The organism is Arthrobacter sp. ERGS1:01, assembly GCF_001281315.1.
GTDB lineage: Bacteria > Actinomycetota > Actinomycetes > Actinomycetales > Micrococcaceae > Specibacter.
Genome location: NZ_CP012477.1, coordinates 138,312 through 159,331 on the forward strand (window position 1 = coordinate 138,312; position 21,020 = coordinate 159,331).

The window sequence follows — 21,020 nt, forward strand, 5'->3', positions numbered from 1 at the left end:
GGGTACTACTTGGCCTGCGCCGTGGTTTGCTCGGCGGTGGTGGCCATGGTTGGCGAGAGCAGGCCGGCACCCGTGACGTCGGCCTTGAGCAGTCCGTTCGACTTCCAGAAGTCCACATAGGCCTGCATGTTCGCGGGGGATGCGTGGGTGGTCAGGAACGTGACGGCGTAGGCAACATAGTTTTGCAACGCCTTCTGGTCGGTGATCTTGGCCGGCAGCAGCTTCATCTGCTGGAGCATGGTGGTCAGTGCCGGCAGGTTGGCCGGATCGTGGGCCCAAACATCGGCCTGGGCGATGGACCGCTGCACCTTCTTCACGAGCTCCGGGTTGCCCTTGGCCCAGCTGGACTGGGCAAAGTAGAACGCGCCGGGGGTGCCAATGACCTTGGCCAGTTCGCTGTCCACCTTGGCGCGGTCCTTGACCGCGGAGAACAGCACCTTTACGGACCCGGCCTGCTCGAGCTGGTACGTCTGGTCCGGGGTGATGACGGCGGCGTCGACCTGGCCCGTTGCGATGACGGCGGGCACCTGGGCGAACGGTCCGACGGCGACGAACTGGACGCTGGACGGGTCAACCCCGGCGGCCTTCAGATACGCCTGGGCGTAGTAGTAGGCCACCGATCCAAGTGAGGGGACGCCGATCTTCTTGCCCTTCAGGGACGCCACGGACGCGGGGAAGTCGGTGGGGCTGCCGGAGCTCTTGGGGGCCACCACGTCCCAGGACAGCTGGCCGGTGGCCGTGATGGCGGTGAACTTCTGGCCCTTGTTCAGGTAGGGGGAGACAAGGCTCAGGTCCTGGAAGGCCATGGTGATGTCGCCGCTGGCCAGGGCCGTGGTGGCCAGGGTGCCGTTGTCGATCTGTTTGAGTTCGGCGTTGACGCCGTTCTTCTTGAAGAAACCCTCGTTCTGGGCGATGATGCCGGCCCACGAGTAAAGCGTCGGGTTGTACTGGATGACGACCGGGCCCGTGGCGCTGACGGCGTCGGCGGAGCTACCGCCGGGGCTGGAGCAACCGGTGAGTGCGATCAGGCCGATGGTTCCGGCGGCAACAGCCTTGGCGGCTAATGTGGCAATTTTCAAAACGGGTCTCCTAGCCAACTGAGATGGGCCGCCGACGTCGTTCGCAGCCTGGGGAGGGAGACCTGCGTCACAACACGGTGGGGGTAGGTAAAGGCTAGGTGTCGGCGCTGCGGCCAGTCCAAGACGTAGCTTCAATGAGCCCATAGGCGGCGCCTACGTACCCCTGGGATTGCGGTGGCTTAGGCCTCGGGGTCGTGCAGCATGGCCAGGTTGGTGAAGGCCGTGACGGCCGGGGCCACCTCGCCGCGGCGGTGCCCGGTGCCGACGCTGTGCACCACCTGCGGTTCCAGCCGGAAGATCGTGGCACCGTCGCGCTGGGCCATGAGCGCGTAGGGCTCCACGAGGACGCCCACGCCGGCGCCCAGGCGCACCAGTTCAACGGCCGCCTCGATGCTGTGGACCTCGATCCCGATATTGCCGGACAATCCGTGCCTCTCGATCATCTTCCGGCTCACGGTATAGGGGGCCAGGCTGATCAGGCGGTGCCGTTCCAGCGCGGACCAGCTGATGATCTCCACCTGCGGGTCCGGGGCGTTGGGGGTGCCGGCCGGAAACACCGCGTACAGCTCGTAACTGAACAGCTTGTGCCGGACGATGCCCGTGGCACTGCCGGTCATCTCGAAAACGGCCACCTCGGCGCGGCCGTCGAGCAGCTGGTTGGCGGCCTCGGCGGAGTCGGCGGCTTCGCGGACCGTCACATTAACCCTGGGGTATTCGCGGTTGAAGCGGTGCACCAGCCGCGCGGTGGGGTAGGTGATCAGGGAAGCGGGTGCCACAATGTCCAGGGTGCCGCCCTGCACGTCGGTCAGTGAGCGCACCATTTCCCGGGCATCCTTGAGCGCCCGCAGGGCCCGGGAGGCGGGGGACATGAGCGCCTTGCCGCCGGGGGTCAGTTCCAGGCCGGACGGGAGCCGGACAAAAAGGTCCGTCTTCAACTCGCGTTCAAGGCTCTTGATGGACTGGGACAGCGACGGCTGGGCGATGTGCAGGGTCTTCGCGGCCTTAGTGAAGCTCAGCGAGTCCGCCACGGCCAGAAAATGTTCGAGTTTGCGCGGGTCCATCCCCTGCCTCCTTGACTGTGGTGGGCGCGTCGTTGCGCCGCCGACTATGGTTCCCCCGTCACCGCCGACAATACCGCCCCGGTCCCCGGGCGGCGCCATCGAGGTCACACATTGCACAACATGCGGGCGCTCGCAGGTGTGGCTGGCAGGATAGGGGCATGCGAATTTTGATTGCACCTGACAAGTTCAAGGGCACCCTGACCGGCGTCGAAGCGGCCGCCGCGATGAGCGAAGGCGCTCTGCGGGTCTACCCTGACGCCGTCGTGACTACGCTGCCCGTGGCCGACGGCGGCGAGGGCACCCTGGAGGCGGCCGTCGCGGCGGGCTTCGAGGAACGGCTCAACGCCGTGGTGGGACCCATCATCAAGCCCGTTGGCGCCGCGTGGGCGCTGCACGCGGAAACCCATGTGGCCGTCATCGAGACGGCGCAGGCCAGCGGCTACCTACTGGCCGAACCGACAGTGGAGAACGCGCTGCGGGCGCACTCCTACGGCTCCGGCCAGCTCATCGCCGCGGCCCTGGATGCCGGGGCCACGGAGATCATCATCGGCCTGGGCGGTTCGGCCATGACCGACGGCGGAACCGGCGCCCTGCGCGCACTTGGCCTGAAGCTGCTGGACGCCCACGGCAACCTGGTGCCGCTGGGCGGCGGCTCCTTGACCGAGGTGGCGGGCATCGATGCCTCCGGCCTGGACCCGCGCCTGGCCGCGACCCGCATCCGGATGGCCGTGGACGTGGACAACCCGCTGTACGGCCTCAACGGCGCCGCGCACATCTTCGGGCCGCAGAAGGGTGCCGACGCGGACTCCGTGGAGCTGCTCGACGCCGGATTGCGCCACCTGGCGTCGCTGGTCCGCGCGGACACGGGCGCCGACATCGACATTGCCGGCGCCGGAGCGGCCGGCGGGTTCCCCGCCACCTTCGTCGCCTATGCGAACGCATCCATCGAGCGCGGCTTCGACCTCGTGGCCGAGATGATCAACCTCGACGCCGCCCTGGCGGACGCGGACCTCGTCATCACGGGTGAGGGGTCCATGGACAGCCAGTCACTGTCCGGCAAGGCGCCCATCGGCGTTGCCGACGCCGCCCACGCGCGCGGCCTGCCCGTCGTCGTCGTCGCCGGGCGGATCCTGGTGACACCGGCCGAACTGGCAGCCCACGGCGTGGTGGCGGCCGTCAGCGCCACCGACGTCGCCGGTTCCCCGGAGGCCGCCCTGGCCGACGCCGCCCGCTATACGGTCATGGCCACGTCGGAGGCGTTGAACGGGATCTAGTGGTGTGCCGGCTCGGCATCCGGCAATTTGGGATCCTCGGCCGTGCCGCGCCATCTCGCGAGGGCGCTCATGCCGTGGTAGGTCACCAGGGCCGCGGCCGTGCCCAGGGCGATGCCGGCGAACTGCAGGTTGCCGATGGTCCAGGTGTAGTCGGCGATGCCGATGATGAGGGCGACGGCGGCCGTGGTCAGGTTGATGTTGTTGGAGAAGCTGACCTTGTTCTGCACCCAGATCCGCACGCCCAGCACACCGATCATGCCGTAGAGCAGGGTTGCGGCGCCGCCCAGCACGCCCACGGGAACGGTGGCGATCATGGCGCCGAACTTCGGCGAGAAGCTCAGCAGGAGGGCGGTGCACGCGGCCACCCAGTAGGCGGCCGTGGAGTAGACCTTCGTGGCGGCCATGACGCCGATGTTCTCGGCGTAGGTGGTGGTACCGGAACCGCCGCCGAAGCCGGCCAGCGTGGTGGCAACGCCGTCGGCGATCAGGGCGCGGCCGGCGTAGGGGTCAAGGTTCTTGCCCGTCATCAGGGCGACGGACTTCACGTGGCCGATGTTCTCGGCCACGAGCACCAGCACCACGGGGACGAACAAGCCGATCACGGCCACATGGAACGTGGGTGTCTGGAAGTCCGGCACGCCGAGCCAGGCCGCCTTGCCGATCTTGGAGTAGTCCACCTCGCTGCGCAGCACGGCCACGCCGTAACCGGCAAGCACGCCGACCAGGATGGACAGCCGGCCCAGGATGCCGCGGAACAGCACGCTGACCAGGATGATGACCACCAGCGTCACGGTGGCCGTGACGGGTGCCAGCAGGAAGTTTTTCTTCGCGGCCGGGGCCAGGTTCAGCCCGATCAACGCCACGATGGTGCCCGTGACGGCCGGCGGCATGAGCCGGTTGATCCAGCCCGCGCCAAACGCCTGCACAATCAGGCCGATCGCGGCCAGGGTGACGCCGGCCATGACCACCCCGCCCAGGGCCCCGGCCACGCCGAACTGCGTCTGTGAGGCGAGGATCGGGGCGATGAAGGCAAAGCTGGAACCCAGGTAGCTGGGCACCTTGCCGCGCGTCAGGACCAGGAACAGCAGGGTTCCGATGCCGGAGAAGAACAGTGTGGTGGCCGGCGGCATGCCGGTGAGGATCGGCACCAGGAACGTGGCGCCAAACATGGCCACCACGTGCTGGAGGCCAATCCCGATGGTGCGCGGCCAGCTCAGGCGCTCGTCGGGGCGGACCACCTCACCGCGCTTGATGGTCCTGCCGTCCCCGTGGACGCTCCATTGTGTTCCCAGTAAGCCCATAGTTGCCTTTCCAAAGCGTGGTCAAGGTGTGATCCGGCCACCGACAACACTATCCCCTGGTGGCATCGCCGGCAGCCGGATCTGGTGCTCCGTGGAACTGGCGGGTCAGGCCGTGGCGCGACGGGCGGACACCCGCGTGGACGCCCAGAACAGCAGGACCATGACGGCAATGCCGGCGGCCGCCAAAACGGCATGGGTGTAGTGCATAAGTGTCATTCTGTTGTCCCAGTGGTTGATTCCGGCGCAGTGCACGGAAGATGGGCGTGCCGGGGATCCGGCAGGCCTGGGCAGGTGTTCTCGCGAGGAACAAGTTTACTTAGGTTAGCTTAAGCTAACTTTTTGGGTTTGCCGTGATTGTGAAGGAGTGTTCCACCGCTCGGTCCGGACGCTAGGATCGCACTAGGTCCGGCATCCCGTGGCGCGTATCCGTCCGCGGCTTATGAGTCGGATCGGAGCGGGGTGGCGCATGTGCCGTTTGTTTGGACTCCACGCCGGGCCGGACCCGGTCAAGGCAACATTCTGGCTGCTCAAGGCTCCGGACAGCCTGGCCCTGCAGAGCCGGCGGGAGCCGGACGGCACGGGCATTGGCGTGTTCACCGCAGACGGCGAGCCGGAAATTACCAAGCAGCCGCTCGCGGCCTTTGCGGACCCGGAATTCGCCACGGCGGCCCGGGAGCTCAAGAGCCGGACGTTCGTGGCCCACGTCAGGTACGCCACCACGGGCGCGCATACCCTGGAGAATACGCACCCCTTTGAGCAGGATGGGCGGATCTTTGCCCATAACGGCGCGTTCGGTGAGTTGGAGAAGCTCGACGCGCGGCTGGCCGGGCTTGGCGGCGCGGACCTGGTCCGGGGGCAGACCGACAGTGAACGGCTGTTTGCCCTGATCACCGTGGAGACCAGGCGCCACGACGGCGATCTGCACGCCGGAATCTCCGCCGCCCTGGCCTGGATTGCGGAAAACCTGCCGGTCTACAGCCTCAACTTCATTCTCGCGTCGGCCACCGACATGTGGGCCGTGCGGTACCCGGCGACCCACGAACTCTATGTCCTCGAGCGGGCGCCCGGCGGGCATCGCAGGGGCCTGCCATTGAAGGCCGAGAGTGGCCGAATCCACGCGCACAGCCGGGAATTGGCGGGGCGGGGATCGGTGGTCATCGCCACGGAGCGCATGGACCACGATCCCGGCTGGCGGTTGTTGGCGCCGGGGGAGCTGCTGCACATTGATGCCGACCTCAACGTCAGCAGCAGCCGCCCGGTGACGCAATCCCCAGCCCGGGTGCTTGTGGTGGAGCCCCAAGCGACCCCGCCGGGCACCTGAGCCGCGGGCGCCCTAGGGGTGCCCGGCGTTGTGCTCCGGGTTCACCTGCAGGACGACGCCGAGCAGGTCGTTGAGTGCGTGGGCCAGGGCCGGGTGGGCCAGCTCGTAGCGCGAGCGGCGGCCTTCCTGGACGGCCACGGCCAGCCCACAGTCGCGCAGGCAGGAAAGATGGTTGGACATGCTCTGGCGGGACACGTCCAGCTTTTGGGCCAGTGCGGCCGGGTAGCTCGGGGTGATGGCCAGTTCCATGAGGATTTGCGCCCGGGTGGGGTCCGAGATGGCGTAGCCAAACCGGGCCAGGACCGCCGCGTTGCTAATGGGCTTCATTCTCAATATGGTACACCTTTTGATGGATTCAGCAATCGATGTACTATTGAGGCATGTCGGGACACGATCACTCACACGGCCACTCGCACGCGGGCGCACCCGGGGAAAGCCACCAGGGACGCATTGCCGTCGCGCTGGGCATCACCCTGGCCGTCTTCGTGGTCCAGCTCATCGGCTCCTGGCTGACGGGCTCACTGGCGCTGCTCTTCGACTCCGCCCACGTACTCACGGACGCCGGCGGCCTGGCCATGGCCCTCGTCGCAGCCCGGCTCATGGCCCGGCCCTCCACCAACCGGCGCACCTGGGGCTTTGCCCGTGCGGAGGTCCTGGCCGCAACCGCGCAGGCCGCCATACTTCTCGCCGTCGGGCTGGTGGTTTTGGTGGAAGGCGTGCAGCGGCTGTTCCATCCGGCGGACATCGCCTCGCAGGAGATGATCATTTTTGGCGTCGTCGGCCTGGTGGGCAACGTGATCTCGCTGTTTGTCCTGCTGGGCGGGCGCAGCAAGAACTTCAACATGCGCGCCGCGTTCCTGGAGGTCATGAACGACGCCCTCGGCTCGGTGGCCGTCATCATCGCGGCGATCATCATCACCACCACCGGCTGGGTGCAGGCCGACGCCGTGGTGGCCATGCTCATTGGCGCGCTGATCCTCCCGCGCACCGTCAAACTCCTGCTGGAAACCATCGGCGTGCTGCTCGAATCCACGCCCGCCGGGCTGGACCTGGCCAAGGTGCGCGAACACATCATGGAACTGGACCACGTGCACGGGGTCCACGACCTCCACGCGAGCCAAATCGCCACCGGGCTGCCCATCCTGTCGGCCCACGTGGTGGTGGACGAGGGCTGCTTCCACGACGGCCACGCCCCCACCATGCTCGACGCCCTGCAAAAATGCGTGGCCGGGCACTTCGACATCAGCATCGAACACTCCACGTTCCAGCTGGAGCCCGTGGGCCACGCCGAGCACGAGCCCGGGGCGCACCACTAGGATTCAAGCATGCAATATGTGGCGTTCTACTCTCCCAGCCCCACCGGATTCGGCAAGGTCGCCGAGGTCTATTCGCGGCACCTGGCCTACGTCAACGAACAGGGCGCCCTGGGCAAGATCATCGGGATCGGCACGTTCGACGCGCCCGAAACGAACGGCGCCATGTGCATTTTCACGAGCAGGGCCGCCGCCGAGGAATTCCTCGCCGGCGACCCGTTTGTGCAGGAAGGCGTGGTTGACGCCAGCGGGATCCGCGAATGGGATCCGCTGACGTTCACGGGCGCTACGAAATAACGCCGTCCACCAGCGCCTTCGCCTCGGCCTGGACCTGCGCCAGGTGCTCGGCCCCCTTGAAGGACTCGGCGTAGATCTTGTACACGTCCTCGGTGCCGGAGGGACGGGCGGCGAACCACGCGTTTTCCGTGGTCACCTTCAGCCCGCCAATGGCCGCGCCGTTGCCGGGCGCCTCGGTCAGCTTGGCCGTGATGGCCTCGCCGGCCAGGGTCGTGGCCGTGACGTCGGCGGCGGAGAGCTTGCCCAGCGCGGCCTTTTGCTCCCGGGTGGCGGCCGCGTCGATGCGCGCGTACGACGGCGCCCCAAAGCGGGCGGTCAGCTCACCATAGTGCTGGGACGGGGACTTGCCGGTCACCGCGGTGATTTCCGAGGCCAGCAGGGCCATCAGGATGCCGTCCTTGTCGGTGGTCCAGACGGAGCCGTCCTTCTTCACGAACGATGCGCCGGCGGACTCCTCGCCGCCAAACACGCCCTCGCCGGAGAGCAGCCCGGGCACGAACCACTTGAAGCCCACCGGTACTTCCACCAGTTTCCGGCCAAGATCGGCGGCCACCCGGTCGATGATCGAGGAGGACACCAGGGTCTTGCCCACGCCCGCCGTGGCCGGCCACTGTGAACGGTTCGTGTAGAGATACTGGATGGCGACTGCCAGGTAATGGTTCGGGTTCATCAGCCCGGCGTCCGGGGTGACGATGCCGTGGCGGTCGGCGTCGGCGTCGTTGCCGGTGGCAATGTCGTAGGGTGCGCCGTCCGCCAGCTTGTTGATCAGCGAGGCCATGGCCGACGGCGACGAGCAGTCCATGCGGATCTTCTCGTCCCAGTCAAGGGTCATGAACGCCCACTGGGGGTCCACCGTGGGGTTGACGACGGTCAAGTCCAGGTTGTGGCGTTCGCCGATCTCGCCCCAGTAGTCAACGGAGGCCCCGCCCATGGGGTCGGCGCCGATCCGGATGCCGGCGGCGCGAATCGCGTCAAGGTCCAGCACCGACGGCAGGTCGTCAACGTAGCTGGAAAGGAAGTCGAACTTGCCCGTGGACGGGGCGGTAAGCGCCTCGGCAAGCGGAAGCCGGCGCACGCCACGCAGTCCACCCTCCAGGAGTTCGTTGGCGCGGTTGGCAATCCAGCCCGTGGCGTCCGAATCGGCCGGGCCGCCGTGCGGGGGGTTGTACTTGAAGCCGCCGTCGCCGGGCGGGTTATGCGAGGGCGTCACCACGATGCCGTCGGAGAGGTCCGTGCTGCGGCCCTTGTTGTAGCTGAGGATCGCGTGCGACACGGCGGGGGTGGGCGTGAAGCCGTGCCGGGCGTCGATGAGCACCTGAACGCCGTTGCCGGCCAGCACCTCAAGGGCCGTATTCTGGGCCGGTTCGCTCAGCCCGTGCGTGTCCTTGCCCATGAACAACGGGCCCGTAATGCCCTGCCCGGCACGGTATTCAATGATGGCCTGGGTGATGGCGGCGATGTGGCCCTCGTTGAAGGAGGACTTCAATGACGAACCCCGGTGCCCGGAGGTGCCGAAGGCCACGCGCTGGGCGGGGTCGGCTAAATCCGGGGTGAGATCGTAGTAGGCGTCAATCAACGCTGTGAGGTCAACAAGGTCCTGGGGAAGGGCAACAGTGCCCGCGCGGCTAGCCATGCCACCCAGCATGCCAGAGCGGGGACGCCGCCGCACACGATTGTCACAGTGTGGACCGTTTGGGGCCGCAAGTCCGCGGGGATGGCCGCATGCTGGACTACGATGGGAGGCACGATTCCCCCTTTCCCCTTGACCCTTCATGAATGGGGTCCCTCGCGCAGGAGCCAGCAGTGTCCAATCAACCGGATCAGCCGCAGCAATACTCCGGAACACCGCCGGACCACACACCCCCGAGCTATGCGCCGCAGCCCGCAACACCGCCGGCCGGCAGTGAAAACCCGGCAGGCGGCCAGAACCCCTACGGGCAAAACGCCTATGGGCAAAACGCCGCCCAGAACTACGGGCAAAGCCCCTACGGCCAGAACCCCTATGGCCAGAACCCGTACAGCGCCCCGCAGACCGGCCAGTTCACCGCGCCACAGTTCGCCGCACCCACCTACTACCAGGGCGGTCCGGGCTATGTTGACGCCACGAGCGGTCCCCGCGGCCTGAGCCTGGCCAGCATGATCATCGGCCTGGGGTCACTGTTCCTCGCCGGATGGCTCATCATTCCGCAGATCGTCGGAATCGTGCTGGGCCATGTGGCATTGAAGAAGGAAAGCCCGCAGGGCAACCCCTTCTCCATCACGGGACTGATCACCAACTACCTGGCCCTGCTGATCTACATCGGCATCTACGCCTTCGTGATCTTCGCCCTGATGACCATGGGTGACTTCTCCAATGGCTCGGAAGCCACCTGGTCGGCCCGGCGCTAGAAAAGCAAGCCGAAAGCTGCCTTAACGTCCGGCGGCACCCAACCCTTCGCTCACGCGAAAGGAAAGGTGCCGCCGTCGTGCTTTAAGTGCTTGCCTTAAGGGCCTAGAGCACCCCGGCCATGAGCTTCTTGATGGGCTTTTGGCCCACCAGCAGCAGCACGCCGAAGCCAATCGAGACGAGGCCGATCACCATGAAGTACGGGGACTCGTTGGCGGGGTCGTACCACTGGGCCAGTACGCCGGACATGGCCGTGCCCAGGGAGACGGACAGGAAGAACAGTGCCACCATCTGGGTCTTGAACGCGGCCGGCGCCAGCTTGGTGGCCAGCGAAAGGCCCACGGGGGAGAGCATGAGCTCGGCCACCGTGAACAGCAGCAGGATGACCACGATGGCCAGCATCGGCACGGCGGCCATGCCGGCAAACGGGATGAACGCCAGGTAGGCCAGGCCCATGACCATCAGCGACACGGCGAACTTCACCGGTGTGCCGGGCTGGCGGGCGCCCCACTTGGTCCAGACCGCCGCGAACACGCCGGCCAGGATGATGATGAAGACGGGGTTGATGGACGTCACCCAGCTGGCCGGCATTTCCCAGCCAAACACGTTCCGGTCCAGGCGCTTGTCCGCATACAGTGCCACTACGGTGAACTGCTGCTGGAACAGGGACCAGAACACGGCGCTGGCAATGAACAGCGGAATGAACGAGTACACGCGGCTGCGGTCCACGCCGGTCACGGTCTTGTTGGCCAGGATCACGGCAAAGTAGGCGATCGTGGCGAGGATGACCACGGTCACGATGATCCATTTGAGGTTCTCGGCGGTGATGAGCTTCAGGACCACCGCGGCAACGATGAGTACGACGGCGGCACCGGCGAGGGCGCCGACCTTGCCGTAGCTCTTGGCCGGCAGCGGGTTCGGGATCAGGTGGGCGGATTCCGGCAGGTTCTTGCGGGTCAGGCCGTACTGGAGCAGGCCCAGTGCCATGCCGACGGCGGCGGCGGCGAAGCCGACGTGGAAGCCCCAGGTGACCTGCAGCCAGCCGGTGGCCAGCGGGCCGACAAGGCCGCCGATGTTGATGCCCATGTAGAAGATGGAGAAGCCGGCGTCGCGGCGTTCGTCGTCCTTGGCGTAGAGCGTTCCCACCAGTGAGGTGGCGTTGGCCTTCAGCCCGCCGGAGCCGACGCCGATCAGGATCAGGCCAATGGCCAGGCCCGCCGCGCCGGGGATCAGGGCCAGTGAGAGGTGGCCGGCCATGATCAGGATGGCGCTGTAGAAGAGCACCTTTTCGGAGCCCAGGAGCCTGTCGGCCACCCAGGCGCCCAGGATCGTGGAGAGGTACACGCCGCCGCCATAGGCGCCGACAATCCCCAGCGCGGTGCCGGTCTCAATGCCCAGGCCGCCCTCGGTGACGGAATAGTACATGTAGTAGGCGAGGATGCCCTGCATGCCGTAGAAGGAAAAGCGTTCCCAGAGCTCGACGCTGAAGAGGTTCAGCAGCATCTTGGGCTGTCCGAAGAACGAGGTGTCGCGGTGGTTTTGGGTGGCCGCAGCGTCAGGCGCCGGACTCTTTTGTAAGCTCACAGGACCAATTTTCGCATTTATGACGTGGGACGTCACATTGGGAGCTGGCCGGCTGCGCGTTCGCGGGGTGCTTTCCCGGCATCCGCGTGGCTCGCAGCGACTACGCTTGAGCTTAAAAGCAGCCCCCTTTTGCACAGGAGAAACCCCCATGAGCGACATCATGAACGTTACCGTTGCCGAGTTGGCCGATGACGCCGTGATCCTGGATGTCCGCGAAGACTACGAGTGGGAGGCCGGGCATGTTGACGGCGCCCTGCACATCCCGCTGGAACAACTGCCCGCGCGCCTCGACGACCTTGACCCGGACGCCGACCTCAACGTCATTTGCCGCACCGGCGGGCGCTCCTTCCGTGCCACCGCCTGGCTCACCGAGAACGGCTACACCGCGTTTAACGTGGTGGGCGGCATGGGTGCCTGGTTCGAGGCCGACAAGCCCATGGTCGCCGAAAACGGCGAAACCCCGCGCGTCCTGTAGTCCCCCACCTCCCCTCTCCCGACAGGCACCCCATGACTTCCGAGCCCGGCACCTCCTCCCTGCCCTACACCTTCCTGGGACCGGAGGGGACGTTCACCGAATCCGCCCTGCTGCAGGTTCCCGGCGCCGCGGATGCGGAGCGGATCCCCTCCACCAACGCCGCCGCCGCGCTGGCCAAGGTGCGCTCGGGCGCGGCCCGGGCCGCCATGCTGCCCATCGAAAATTCCATCGAGGGCGGTGTTCCGGCCACCCTCGACGCCATTTCGAACGGCTTGGAACTGCGGATCCTGCACGAGGTGGTGGTGCCCGTCAGCTTCGTCCTGGTGGCCCCCGCGGGCGTAACCCTGGCGGACATCACGCACGTGGGCACGCACCCGCACGCCTGGGCGCAGACCCGGGACTGGTTCCAGGACCACCTTCCCCACGCCGCCTACGTGCCGGCCAATTCGACGGCGGCCGCCGCCCACGAATTGTTGGGCGACGAACCGGCGTTCCAGGCCGCCGTCTGTGCGCCCCTCGTGGCCGAGCAGACGGGGCTGAGCATCCTCGCCGCCGGCATCGAGGACAACCTGGGCGCCGTCACCCGTTTTGTGCTGGTGGGCAAGCCCGGCCACCTGCCCGAACCCACCGGCGCGGACAAAACCACGCTGGCCATCCCGCTGCCGGAGGACCACCCGGGCGCGCTCATGGCGATCCTGGAGCAGTTTGCCAGCAGGGGCGTGAACCTGAACCGGATCGAGTCCCGGCCCACCGGCCAATTCCTGGGCCACTACATCTTCAGCGTGGACGTGGACGGGCATATTCGTGATGCCCGCGTGGCCGACGCGCTCCGCGGCCTGCACCGGGTCAGCCCGGAAATGCGCTTCCTGGGGTCGTACCCGCGGGCGGACAAGCAGCCGCCGATCATCCGTTCCTACAATTCCGACGGCGCCTTCGGCGAGGCGGCCGCGTGGGTTGAGTCGCTGCTGGGCTAAACGCCGTAACGGCTTTTCCGCAGGCTCTATCCGTGCGGGCGGTGCAAGCCTATGCTTTGCATATCCACACGCCGAACGGCGTGAGCGGAGGGATTCTTCCCACGAGGCAAGGCAAGGAGGCGACTGAGAATGGACCCGCATGGAGCCAAGGACAGCAGCCAGGAAGGCACGATCGTCAATCCGGGCAGGGATGAGGGTCGCGACACCTCCGTGGGGGACGAAGGCGACGACGCGAACGAGTTGCGTTTTGACGAGGAGCAGCGGCTGATCAACGAACAGTCGCATCGGCAGGAAGACGACTAGCAGCCGGCAGGGGCCCTTACGCCGGGGTGTTCGGCGCGGCCACGCGCACCAGCACGGCCTTCGGCTCCACGGACACCCGCACCACGGTCGCCGTGCCGCAGGGGTCGCCGTCGACCTGGGTTTCCACCGGCAGCACCGTGCGGATCACCAGGTTTTGGGACCGGTAAAAGTCAATGACCGGCAGGTGGTTCTTGTGCTGGAACACCACTTTTCCGGCCATCGCCATCCAGCCCAGGGCGCTGCGCGGGCTCACCACCACCACGTCCAGGACGCCGTCGTCGATCATGGCGGAGGGCACAAAGTCGATGCCGCCCGGCAACAGCCCGCAGTTGGCGAACAGGACCGAACGGACCTTGCGCTGCTGGGCGGGTTGATCGTCCAGGGCGATGCTGACCTTCTTGCGCCGCCCGGCCATGTGCCGCAGCCCGGCCTCACTGTAGGCGAGCCAGCCCACGTGCTCCTTCAGCTTCGAGTTGGTGTCGTTCATGACCTCGGCGTCCATGCCCAGGCCCGCAATGACCATGAAGGACTGCACGGACACGGCGCCGGTGACCTCGTTCTCGAGCTCCATCAGCCCGGCGTCGATGTGCCGCTGGTGGCCGAACAACGCCACCTGGACGTTGGCGGCAATGTCGTTGACGTCCAGGTCAAGGTTGCGGGCCAGCAGGTTTCCCGTGCCCAGCGGGATGATCGCCAGCGGCACCTCGGTGCGGCGCAGGGTCTGTGAGACGGCGCGAACCGTGCCGTCGCCGCCGCCCACGATGACGACGTCGACCTTCGCGTCGAGCGCGGCCCGCGCCATGGCGTACCCCGGGTCCGCGGCCGTCGTCTCAAGGAAAATCGGCTCCGGCCAGCCCGCCACGGAGGTGGAGCGCAGCAGCAGCGTCTTGGCCGCCTCGGCACCGTTCTTCGTGGGGTTGTAGATGAACGCAACCCGTTGGGCGGCCGCGTGGATCTTGTGCGGGACTCGGCCACGGCACTGCGCGTGTGCTTTTGGGCGAGCTTGCGCACCCCCAGCCAGCTAAAGACGACAGCGAGCAGGAAAATGAGCGCTATGACGGCGATAAGGACTTCAGTTGGCATGATTACACAACCATAGCCGTTCGACTTGGATTGATTGGATAGGCTTAGGGCGTGATCGATGTAAGAGACCTCTGCGAAAATCCTGCCAAATACCGCGCCAGCCAAAGTGCCCGCGGAGCCGACTCGTCCGTGGTGGACTCCATCATCGCCGCCGACGCCGCCAGGAAGTCCGCGATCAGCTCCTTTGAGGCCCTGCGCGCCGAGCAAAACGCCTTCGGCAAGAAGGTGGCCGCCGCCAAGGGCGAGGAAAAGCAGGCCCTGCTGGCCGAGGTCAAGGAACTGGCACAACAGGTCAAGGCCGCCTCGGCCGCCTCCGACGCCGCCAGTGCCGAACAGGACGCCCTGGTGCGCGCCCTGCCCAACCTGATTTCCGATGGCGTCCCCGAGGGCGGCGAGGACGACTTCATCGTGGTCAAGACCGTCGGCACGCCGCGCGCATTCCCCGACTTCACCCCGAAGGACCACCTGGAAATCGGTGAACTGATCGGTGCCATCGACATGGAACGCGGGGCGAAGGTCTCCGGTTCACGCTTCTACTTCCTCAAGGGTGTTGGCGCTCGCCTGGAAATGGCGTTGCTGCAGATGGCCATGGACCAGGCCATCGAGGCCGGGTTCGTCCCCATGATCACCCCCACCCTGGTGCTGCCCGAAACCATGGCCGGCACCGGCTTCGACGTGGCGCACGACGCCGAAATCTACCGCCTGGCCGAGGACGACCTCTACCTGGTGGGCACCTCCGAGGTGGCCTTGGCCGGCTACCACGGCAACGAGATCATCGACGTCAACGAGCCCATCCGCTACGCCGGCTGGTCCTCCTGCTACCGCCGCGAGGCCGGTTCGCACGGCAAGGACACCCGCGGCATCATCCGTGTCCACCAGTTCAACAAGGTGGAGATGTTCGTCTACACCACGCCCGAGAAGGCGGCCGAGGAACACCAGCGGCTGCTCGCCTGGGAAGAGGAAATGCTGGCCAAGGTGGAACTGCCGTACCGCGTCATCGATACGGCCGCCGGCGATCTTGGCGGCTCCGCGGCCCGCAAGTTCGACTGCGAGGCCTGGGTGCCCACGCAGGACGCCTACCGCGAGCTGACGTCCACCTCCAACTGCACCACCTACCAGGCGCGCCGCCTGAACATCCGTGAGCGCGTTGTCGCCGAGGACGGCGGCAAGGGCGGCACCCGCGCCGTCGCCACCCTCAACGGAACACTGGCCACCACCCGCTGGATCGTGGCCATCCTGGAACACCACCAGAACGCCGACGGTTCCGTCAACGTTCCGGTGGCACTGCGCAAGTACCTGGGCGGCATGGAAGTCTTCCCGGTCCTCTAATCCAGGGCCGGCACCCGCTTGGCGGGTGACGCCCGGGTAACGCCTGGGTAAACATCCACAGTGTGCATAACGCTGTGGGTGTTTACCTAGGCGTTTGCCTTTTCTGTGGAAAAGTCCGACGCCGGCGCCGCCTCCGCTGCGATCGCCGCGGCAACGGTGCGGGCCCGGCTCCGGGACGGCAGCCAGAATGCGGCCACCGTGGCGACGGCCAGGACCGAGGCTCCCACATAGATGGCCGGGATGGCCGCGCCGACGTATCCGGTGGGCGTCAACTGTCCGCCGGCGCCCGTGAAGACCGCAGTCAGCACGGCAACGCCGAGCGCCACACCCACCTCGCGCAGGGTTGAGTTGGCGCCGGAGGCCTTGGCGTGGTCGTCGTGGTGCATATTGGCCAGCACGGCCGTCGACATGGGAGCGAACACCAGGCCCATGCCGATGCCCGCGGCGAGGAAGCCGGGCACCAGGTCCTGGTAGGCGACCGTGGCGGTCATGACGGCCGCGAGCCAGAAGATTCCCGCCGTGAGCAACGCCAGGCCGGTGATCATGAGGGTGCGGGTGCCCAGGCGCGGGGCAAGCATGCCGGCCAGGGGAGCCACGAACATGGGGGCCAGCGTCCACGGCATCGTCATGACGCCGGCCTCCAGCGGGCTGTGACCCTGCACCACCTGCAGGAACTGGATCAGGATGAACACCGAGCCGAAGATGCCGAAGCTGAAGGTGATGCCCACAATGTTCGCCACCGTGAAACTACGGTCGCGGAACAGCCGAAGCGGCAGCAGGGGAGCGGCGGCCCGGGTTTCCCACACCACGAACGCCACGAGCAGGGCCCCGCCGCCCACCAGGGCCGCCAGCACCTCGGGACTTGACCAGCCGGCGTCGTTCCCGCGCACAATGCCAAACACCACGGCCAGCAGGCCAACGCCGGAAAGCAGCAGCCCGGCGACATCGGCCCGGACGCGGGCGCCAAAGCTGTTCGGCAGGGCCAGGAACACCAGCGGCATCGACACGATTCCCACCGGCACGTTCAGCCAGAAGATGGCCTCCCAGTTCCAGCCCTGCACCACGGCCCCGCCAATCAGCGGGCCCAGGGCAACACCCAATCCGGAGACGCCGCCCCAGATGCCGATGGCCAGGGGCCGGCGCGCGGCGCTGACGGAGCCCACCAGCAGCGTCAGGGACAGCGGCATCAGGGCCGCCGAGCCTACACCCTGCACGGCCCGGGCGGCAATGAGTTGGGTGGGATCGGAGCTGAGGGCGGCCGCGGCCGACGCCAGGGTGAAAATGGCAAGCCCGGCCAGAAAGACGCGGCGCCGGCCAAACCTGTCGCCGAGGCCCACGGCCAGCAGCATGAAGGTGGCAAAGCTCAGCGTGTAGGCGTTGACCACCCATTGCAGCTGTTCGACGCTGGCACCCAATTTTTCGTGGAGGACCGGCAGGGCGTTGGTGACCACCAGGTTGTCCAGGGTGGCCATGAACACGGGCAGTGAGGCGGCCAGGACGGCCAGCCAGACGGGAATGGGCTTTTTCATGATGGTTCCAGACGTTTCCTCGAGCGTTGTGGTAATCGAATGATTACTACGCCTGCAAATTTAGTTATCAACTGATAACATGTCAAGTGTGGTGAAGAAAACTAGCGAAGTTACCCCGGCAACCCGCATCCCGGCCGCCGAGCGCCGCGGGCTCATCCTCGAGGCGGCCACCGGCGTGTTCGCCCAACGGGGCTACGCCGGTGCCACCACAGACCAGATTGCCCGGGCCGCCGGCATCAGCCAGCCCTATGTGGTGCGCATGTTCGGCAGCAAGGAACAACTGTTCCTGGAGGCCTTCGACCGGGCCCTGGGCACCGTGCTCGACGCCTTCCGCGCCGTCATCGCCGCCTACGACGCCGGCGAGCTGGCCGAGCAGGTCGCGGCCATGGACCCCGCCGCGGGCACCCGCCGCGAGGACCACCTGAAGTACTTCATGGCGGTGACGTATGTGGACCTGATTGAGGACCGCGGCATCCTCATGATGCTCATGCAGTCGTTCGTGGCCGGCCATGAACCCGTGATCGGCCCGCGCTCCCGCGACGGTTTCTTGGCGATGTTCGCGCTCATCCGCGAGGAGGCCGGCATGGACGCCGACGCCGCCCGCGACTTCCTGGCCCAGGGCATGCTCATGAACACGCTGATCAGCCTGCGCCTGCCTGAGCTTTACGGGCAGGACGCCGGCGCCGACGAGCTCCTTGAATGCACGCTCAGGGCCAAGCTGTCCATGGTGCTGGACGCCAGCCGGGCCGAGGCCGCCTTCCGCTGAGTCGCTGCCGCGGCTTGTTTTTGAGCGCTGCCGGACGTGCGCCGGCTGCCGTGCGTTGGCGCGCTCCGTTCACCGAATGTTCATGGTTCCCGCAGCTGTTTGGCAGACTGGGTCCAACCCTTGATGCTTCACTGGAGATATGACTATGACAACGAATATGGCAGGACCCGGCATCGACGACCGGGCAACATCCGCACAAATCACCACTTTCAACCGCTACCTGGTGGCCCTTGACGTCGACGGCACGCTGGTGGACCACGACGGCATCATGAGCGACGCCGTCCGCGCCACCACCCGCGCCGTGGTCAACGCCGGGCACGAGGTCATCATCGCCACGGGCCGCTCACTGGGCGCCGTCTTGCCGATCGTGGAGATGATCGGCCTGGAGCGCGGCTACGCCGTCTGCTCCAACGGCGGCGTCACCCTGCGCCTGGACCCCGCACTGGAGCGCGGCTACGAAATCATCGACCGGGTCACCTTCAGCCCCCGGGACGCACTGACCACGCTGCGCGAGAAAATCTCCGGGGCTCGGTTCGCATTGGAGGACGCGGACGGGAACTTCCTGGCCACCTCCCGCTTCCAGGACGCGAGCTTTGGCATCGAGGCCCGCGAAGTGGACTTCCACCACCTCCTGGAGGCCAACGCCGTGCGCGTGGTGGTCAACAGCGCCGAGGCCAGCATGGAGGAATTCTCCGCCGCCATCTCCGCGGCCGGGCTGCAAGGGGTGACCTACGCCGTCGGCTGGAGCGCCTGGCTGGACATTGCCGCTGCCGGCGTCACGAAGGCCACCGCCCTGGAAAAGCTGCGTGCCCGCCTGGGCGTTGCGCAGCCCCGGACCGTGGCGATCGGCGACGGAAGCAATGACATCCAGATGCTCCGCTGGGCCGGGCGCGGCGTCGCCATGGGCCAGGCCGAGGCCGACGTCAAGGCTGTTGCCGACGAGGTCACCACCTCCGTGTACGACGACGGCGCCGCGGCGGTCCTGCGCAGCCTGCTCGGCTGACGTTCCCCCACCCGTTTTCGGGCAAATCAGGCGAATGCGACCCAACCGACGGCCACGACCAGGGCGACGACGCCGAGGATCAAGCTGGGGAGGAACGGTTCCTTCCGGCGCAGGTGCAGGGCCACCGCAACGACCATCATGGCGAGAAGCGCAACAGCGGCCACGGGCGTAAGCCAGGGCGCGATTCCCGTCGCGGCCGGCAGGATCATGCCGGCGGCACCGAGCACCTCGAGCGCGCCGATCGTCTTCAATTGCCCGGCGTTGATCGCCTCCACCCACTCCATCTTCTCGCGCACGTCACCGTAGGGCGTGATGACTTTCATGGATCCCGCCATGGCGAAGAGGGCTGCAAGGATACCGGTGACGATCCAAAGGGCGATCAACATATATATACTCCAAACTCGTTAGTTACTTATAGTGCATAACGCACCAGATGTTAGAGTATTCCATTCAAGGGGGACGCACTTTTTGCTTCGTCACGCACCTTTAGGTGCGTATTGGAGAGGAATGGACATGCAAAGCGGTCTTGAACAAACACCCGAACCCATCCACGTGCACGGCGACACCGAAGGTGCCGCGATGTGCAGCGTGGAGAACCCCGCCAGCCGGGTGATCCGCGAGGTCCTTGCCCGCGTCGGAGACAAGTGGAGCCTGCTGGTCATTGGGCTCCTGCATGACGGACCGTTGCGGTTTACCGAAATTCAACGCAGCGTCGACGGAATCTCGCACCGGATGCTCACCCAGACGCTGCGCAGCCTGGAACGTGACGGGCTCGTCTCACGAAAAAGCTACGCGGAGATCCCGCCGCGGGTCGAGTACGCGGTAACCCCGCTGGGCCGCTCCCTGTCCGAGCCGGTCATCACCCTCGTGGGCTGGGCAGCGGACAACCACCGTTCGATCCTCGACGCACGGGCAACATATGACGGCCCCGGCGCCTAGCTCACCACGCCTGGTTTATGACGTCCAGGGCGGCTGCGTAGTGGGCTGAGACGGCGACGGAGCCGGTTCGACGGCGACCGTACCGGCGGCGAGCACCCGGGCGGCCTTGGCGTGGCGCCGCAGGACCGTCCACAGCACCAGGATCCCGGCCACTGCCGTGAGGGCCACCCCCACCACGTAAAGGACCGACCCCAAGGGCGCGGCGGCCGCCTGGGAACTGGCCGGGATGAAGCCGAATCGCATGTCGGAGATGGTGGTCCCGGTCAGCAGCAGGGCCACCAGGGAAGTGATGCCGCTCATGGAATCCCACAGCCCGTGCAACAGGGCCACCACCACATAGGCGGCGATGATGGTGAAGCTGAACCTGTACCGGGCGCGCCCGCGGGCGGCACCGAACAGGACTGCGCCAAGGATTGCCGTCCACAGCACGTGGCCAACGGGCGTAAGGATGGCGCGCAGGGCCTCCGTCTGCAACATGGTGCCCAGGTCAAAGCCCTCTGCCGTGATGACGGCGTTGAACGCATAGCCGGCCGATTCAAACGCGGCGAACCCGGCGCCGACGGCGGCCCCGAGCAGGGCGCCCTGCCTGGCGGTTTTCGGCAGCACCTTCCAGCCGATGATGACGAGGATGGCGCCCTTGACGAATTCCTCGATGAATCCCACGCCAACGTAGGTGAAGACATTCGCCGGCAGGTCGGCTTCCAGCAGTGATGCGCCCAGGACTCCGCAGATCCCGCCGACCAGGAAGGCCAGGATCACCTGGAGGGTGGTGACGTTGCCGACGATGCGTTCAAGGACAAACAACACGACGCAGAACGGCACCAGGAAGCTGCCCAGCAGGATGAGTGTGGGAATCAGGTTGCTGTTCATGGTCACGGCCGTGACCCACACGGTCAGCCCCCAGAGGACAAGTCCTGTCAGCAGGGCCTTCCACCACCAGCCGTGCCGGTGATGGTGCGCTAGGGCCGCGGGTGGCGCCGCAATGGTGCTCATATTCTGTTGT

22 protein-coding genes are annotated in these 21,020 nt (G+C 66.7%); 12 read left to right on the forward strand and 10 right to left on the reverse strand.

Going from position 1 to position 21,020, the window contains the following annotated elements:
* Window positions 1–5 precede the first annotated feature (5 nt).
* Window positions 6–1,079, reverse strand: coding sequence for an ABC transporter substrate-binding protein (locus tag AL755_RS00600; protein ID WP_054009264.1), 1,074 nt, complete (start codon window positions 1,077–1,079; stop codon window positions 6–8).
* A gap of 179 nt (window positions 1,080–1,258) precedes the next feature.
* Window positions 1,259–2,140: a LysR family transcriptional regulator gene (locus AL755_RS00605; RefSeq protein ID WP_054009265.1), complete on the reverse strand. Its 882-nt coding sequence runs from the start codon at window positions 2,138–2,140 to the stop codon at window positions 1,259–1,261.
* Window positions 2,141–2,298: 158 nt separating this feature from the next.
* Here AL755_RS00605 and AL755_RS00610 point away from each other — a divergent pair, with 158 nt between their 5' ends.
* Window positions 2,299–3,414: a glycerate kinase gene (locus tag AL755_RS00610; protein WP_054009266.1), complete on the forward strand. Its 1,116-nt coding sequence runs from the start codon at window positions 2,299–2,301 to the stop codon at window positions 3,412–3,414.
* Here AL755_RS00610 and AL755_RS00615 read toward each other — a convergent pair.
* Window positions 3,411–4,715 (reverse strand): uracil-xanthine permease family protein, encoded by a 1,305-nt coding sequence (locus AL755_RS00615; RefSeq protein ID WP_054009267.1) that lies wholly within the window; start codon window positions 4,713–4,715, stop codon window positions 3,411–3,413. The genes AL755_RS00610 and AL755_RS00615 overlap by 4 nt on opposite strands.
* A gap of 466 nt (window positions 4,716–5,181) precedes the next feature.
* Here AL755_RS00615 and AL755_RS00620 point away from each other — a divergent pair, with 466 nt between their 5' ends.
* A complete protein-coding gene (locus tag AL755_RS00620) occupies window positions 5,182–6,036 on the forward strand; it encodes a class II glutamine amidotransferase (RefSeq protein WP_054009268.1) in 855 nt (284 codons plus the stop codon).
* Window positions 6,037–6,048: 12 nt separating this feature from the next.
* Here the strand turns inward: AL755_RS00620 and AL755_RS00625 are convergent, their stop codons facing one another.
* On the reverse strand, window positions 6,049–6,363 hold the full coding sequence (locus AL755_RS00625) for an ArsR/SmtB family transcription factor (RefSeq protein ID WP_054009269.1): 315 nt from the start codon (window positions 6,361–6,363) through the stop codon (window positions 6,049–6,051).
* A gap of 53 nt (window positions 6,364–6,416) precedes the next feature.
* On the opposite strand from AL755_RS00625, the gene AL755_RS00630 reads away from it, so the two are divergent.
* Window positions 6,417–7,352 (forward strand): cation diffusion facilitator family transporter, encoded by a 936-nt coding sequence (locus AL755_RS00630; RefSeq protein ID WP_054009270.1) that lies wholly within the window; start codon window positions 6,417–6,419, stop codon window positions 7,350–7,352.
* Window positions 7,353–7,361: 9 nt separating this feature from the next.
* Window positions 7,362–7,646 (forward strand): YciI family protein, encoded by a 285-nt coding sequence (locus tag AL755_RS00635; RefSeq protein WP_054009271.1) that lies wholly within the window; start codon window positions 7,362–7,364, stop codon window positions 7,644–7,646.
* On the opposite strand, the gene pgm is transcribed toward AL755_RS00635, so the two are convergent.
* A complete protein-coding gene (gene pgm / locus AL755_RS00640) occupies window positions 7,636–9,279 on the reverse strand; it encodes a phosphoglucomutase (alpha-D-glucose-1,6-bisphosphate-dependent) (RefSeq protein ID WP_192841603.1) in 1,644 nt (547 codons plus the stop codon). The genes AL755_RS00635 and pgm overlap by 11 nt on opposite strands.
* Window positions 9,280–9,449: 170 nt before the next feature.
* Between pgm and AL755_RS00645 the strand changes: the two genes are divergently transcribed.
* Window positions 9,450–10,034, forward strand: a complete 585-nt coding sequence (locus tag AL755_RS00645) for a DUF4190 domain-containing protein (protein WP_054009273.1) — start codon at window positions 9,450–9,452, stop codon at window positions 10,032–10,034.
* 103 nt (window positions 10,035–10,137) lie between these two features.
* Here the strand turns inward: AL755_RS00645 and AL755_RS00650 are convergent, their stop codons facing one another.
* The gene (locus AL755_RS00650; RefSeq protein ID WP_445290302.1) at window positions 10,138–11,535 is read right to left on the reverse strand and encodes a peptide MFS transporter; all 1,398 of its coding nucleotides are present in this window, start codon (window positions 11,533–11,535) and stop codon (window positions 10,138–10,140) included.
* Between the two features lie 229 nt (window positions 11,536–11,764).
* Between AL755_RS00650 and AL755_RS00655 the strand changes: the two genes are divergently transcribed.
* From AL755_RS00655 to AL755_RS23375, 3 genes are all read left to right on the forward strand, one after another.
* Window positions 11,765–12,091: a rhodanese-like domain-containing protein gene (locus tag AL755_RS00655; RefSeq protein ID WP_054009274.1), complete on the forward strand. Its 327-nt coding sequence runs from the start codon at window positions 11,765–11,767 to the stop codon at window positions 12,089–12,091.
* Between the two features lie 32 nt (window positions 12,092–12,123).
* Window positions 12,124–13,065, forward strand: coding sequence for a prephenate dehydratase (pheA, locus tag AL755_RS00660; RefSeq protein ID WP_054009275.1), 942 nt, complete (start codon window positions 12,124–12,126; stop codon window positions 13,063–13,065).
* Window positions 13,066–13,194: 129 nt separating this feature from the next.
* Entirely contained in the window at window positions 13,195–13,368 is a 174-nt protein-coding gene (locus tag AL755_RS23375; protein WP_160318819.1) for a hypothetical protein, read from the forward strand.
* A gap of 16 nt (window positions 13,369–13,384) precedes the next feature.
* Here AL755_RS23375 and AL755_RS00665 read toward each other — a convergent pair whose 3' ends face one another.
* Complete coding sequence (locus tag AL755_RS00665) at window positions 13,385–14,389, reverse strand: diacylglycerol/lipid kinase family protein (protein ID WP_337589550.1); 1,005 nt, start codon at window positions 14,387–14,389, stop codon at window positions 13,385–13,387.
* A gap of 113 nt (window positions 14,390–14,502) precedes the next feature.
* Here AL755_RS00665 and serS point away from each other — a divergent pair, with 113 nt between their 5' ends.
* Window positions 14,503–15,780 carry a serine--tRNA ligase gene (gene serS / locus AL755_RS00670; protein ID WP_054009276.1) on the forward strand — a complete coding sequence of 426 codons (1,278 nt, stop codon included), beginning with the start codon at window positions 14,503–14,505 and terminating at the stop codon, window positions 15,778–15,780.
* A gap of 86 nt (window positions 15,781–15,866) precedes the next feature.
* On the opposite strand, the gene AL755_RS00675 is transcribed toward serS, so the two are convergent.
* Window positions 15,867–17,309 (reverse strand): MFS transporter, encoded by a 1,443-nt coding sequence (locus AL755_RS00675; protein WP_054009277.1) that lies wholly within the window; start codon window positions 17,307–17,309, stop codon window positions 15,867–15,869.
* Between the two features lie 88 nt (window positions 17,310–17,397).
* Between AL755_RS00675 and AL755_RS00680 the strand changes: the two genes are divergently transcribed.
* Entirely contained in the window at window positions 17,398–18,075 is a 678-nt protein-coding gene (locus AL755_RS00680; protein WP_237762438.1) for a TetR/AcrR family transcriptional regulator, read from the forward strand.
* 139 nt (window positions 18,076–18,214) lie between these two features.
* On the forward strand, window positions 18,215–19,078 hold the full coding sequence (locus AL755_RS00685) for an HAD family hydrolase (protein WP_054009279.1): 864 nt from the start codon (window positions 18,215–18,217) through the stop codon (window positions 19,076–19,078).
* Between the two features lie 26 nt (window positions 19,079–19,104).
* On the opposite strand, the gene AL755_RS00690 is transcribed toward AL755_RS00685, so the two are convergent.
* Window positions 19,105–19,464: a DoxX family protein gene (locus AL755_RS00690; protein ID WP_054009280.1), complete on the reverse strand. Its 360-nt coding sequence runs from the start codon at window positions 19,462–19,464 to the stop codon at window positions 19,105–19,107.
* 127 nt (window positions 19,465–19,591) lie between these two features.
* Here AL755_RS00690 and AL755_RS00695 point away from each other — a divergent pair, with 127 nt between their 5' ends.
* On the forward strand, window positions 19,592–20,017 hold the full coding sequence (locus tag AL755_RS00695; protein ID WP_337589545.1) for a winged helix-turn-helix transcriptional regulator: 426 nt from the start codon (window positions 19,592–19,594) through the stop codon (window positions 20,015–20,017).
* 15 nt (window positions 20,018–20,032) lie between these two features.
* Here AL755_RS00695 and AL755_RS00700 read toward each other — a convergent pair whose 3' ends face one another.
* Window positions 20,033–21,010, reverse strand: a complete 978-nt coding sequence (locus tag AL755_RS00700; protein ID WP_082368777.1) for a PrsW family glutamic-type intramembrane protease — start codon at window positions 21,008–21,010, stop codon at window positions 20,033–20,035.
* Window positions 21,011–21,020 lie beyond the last annotated feature (10 nt).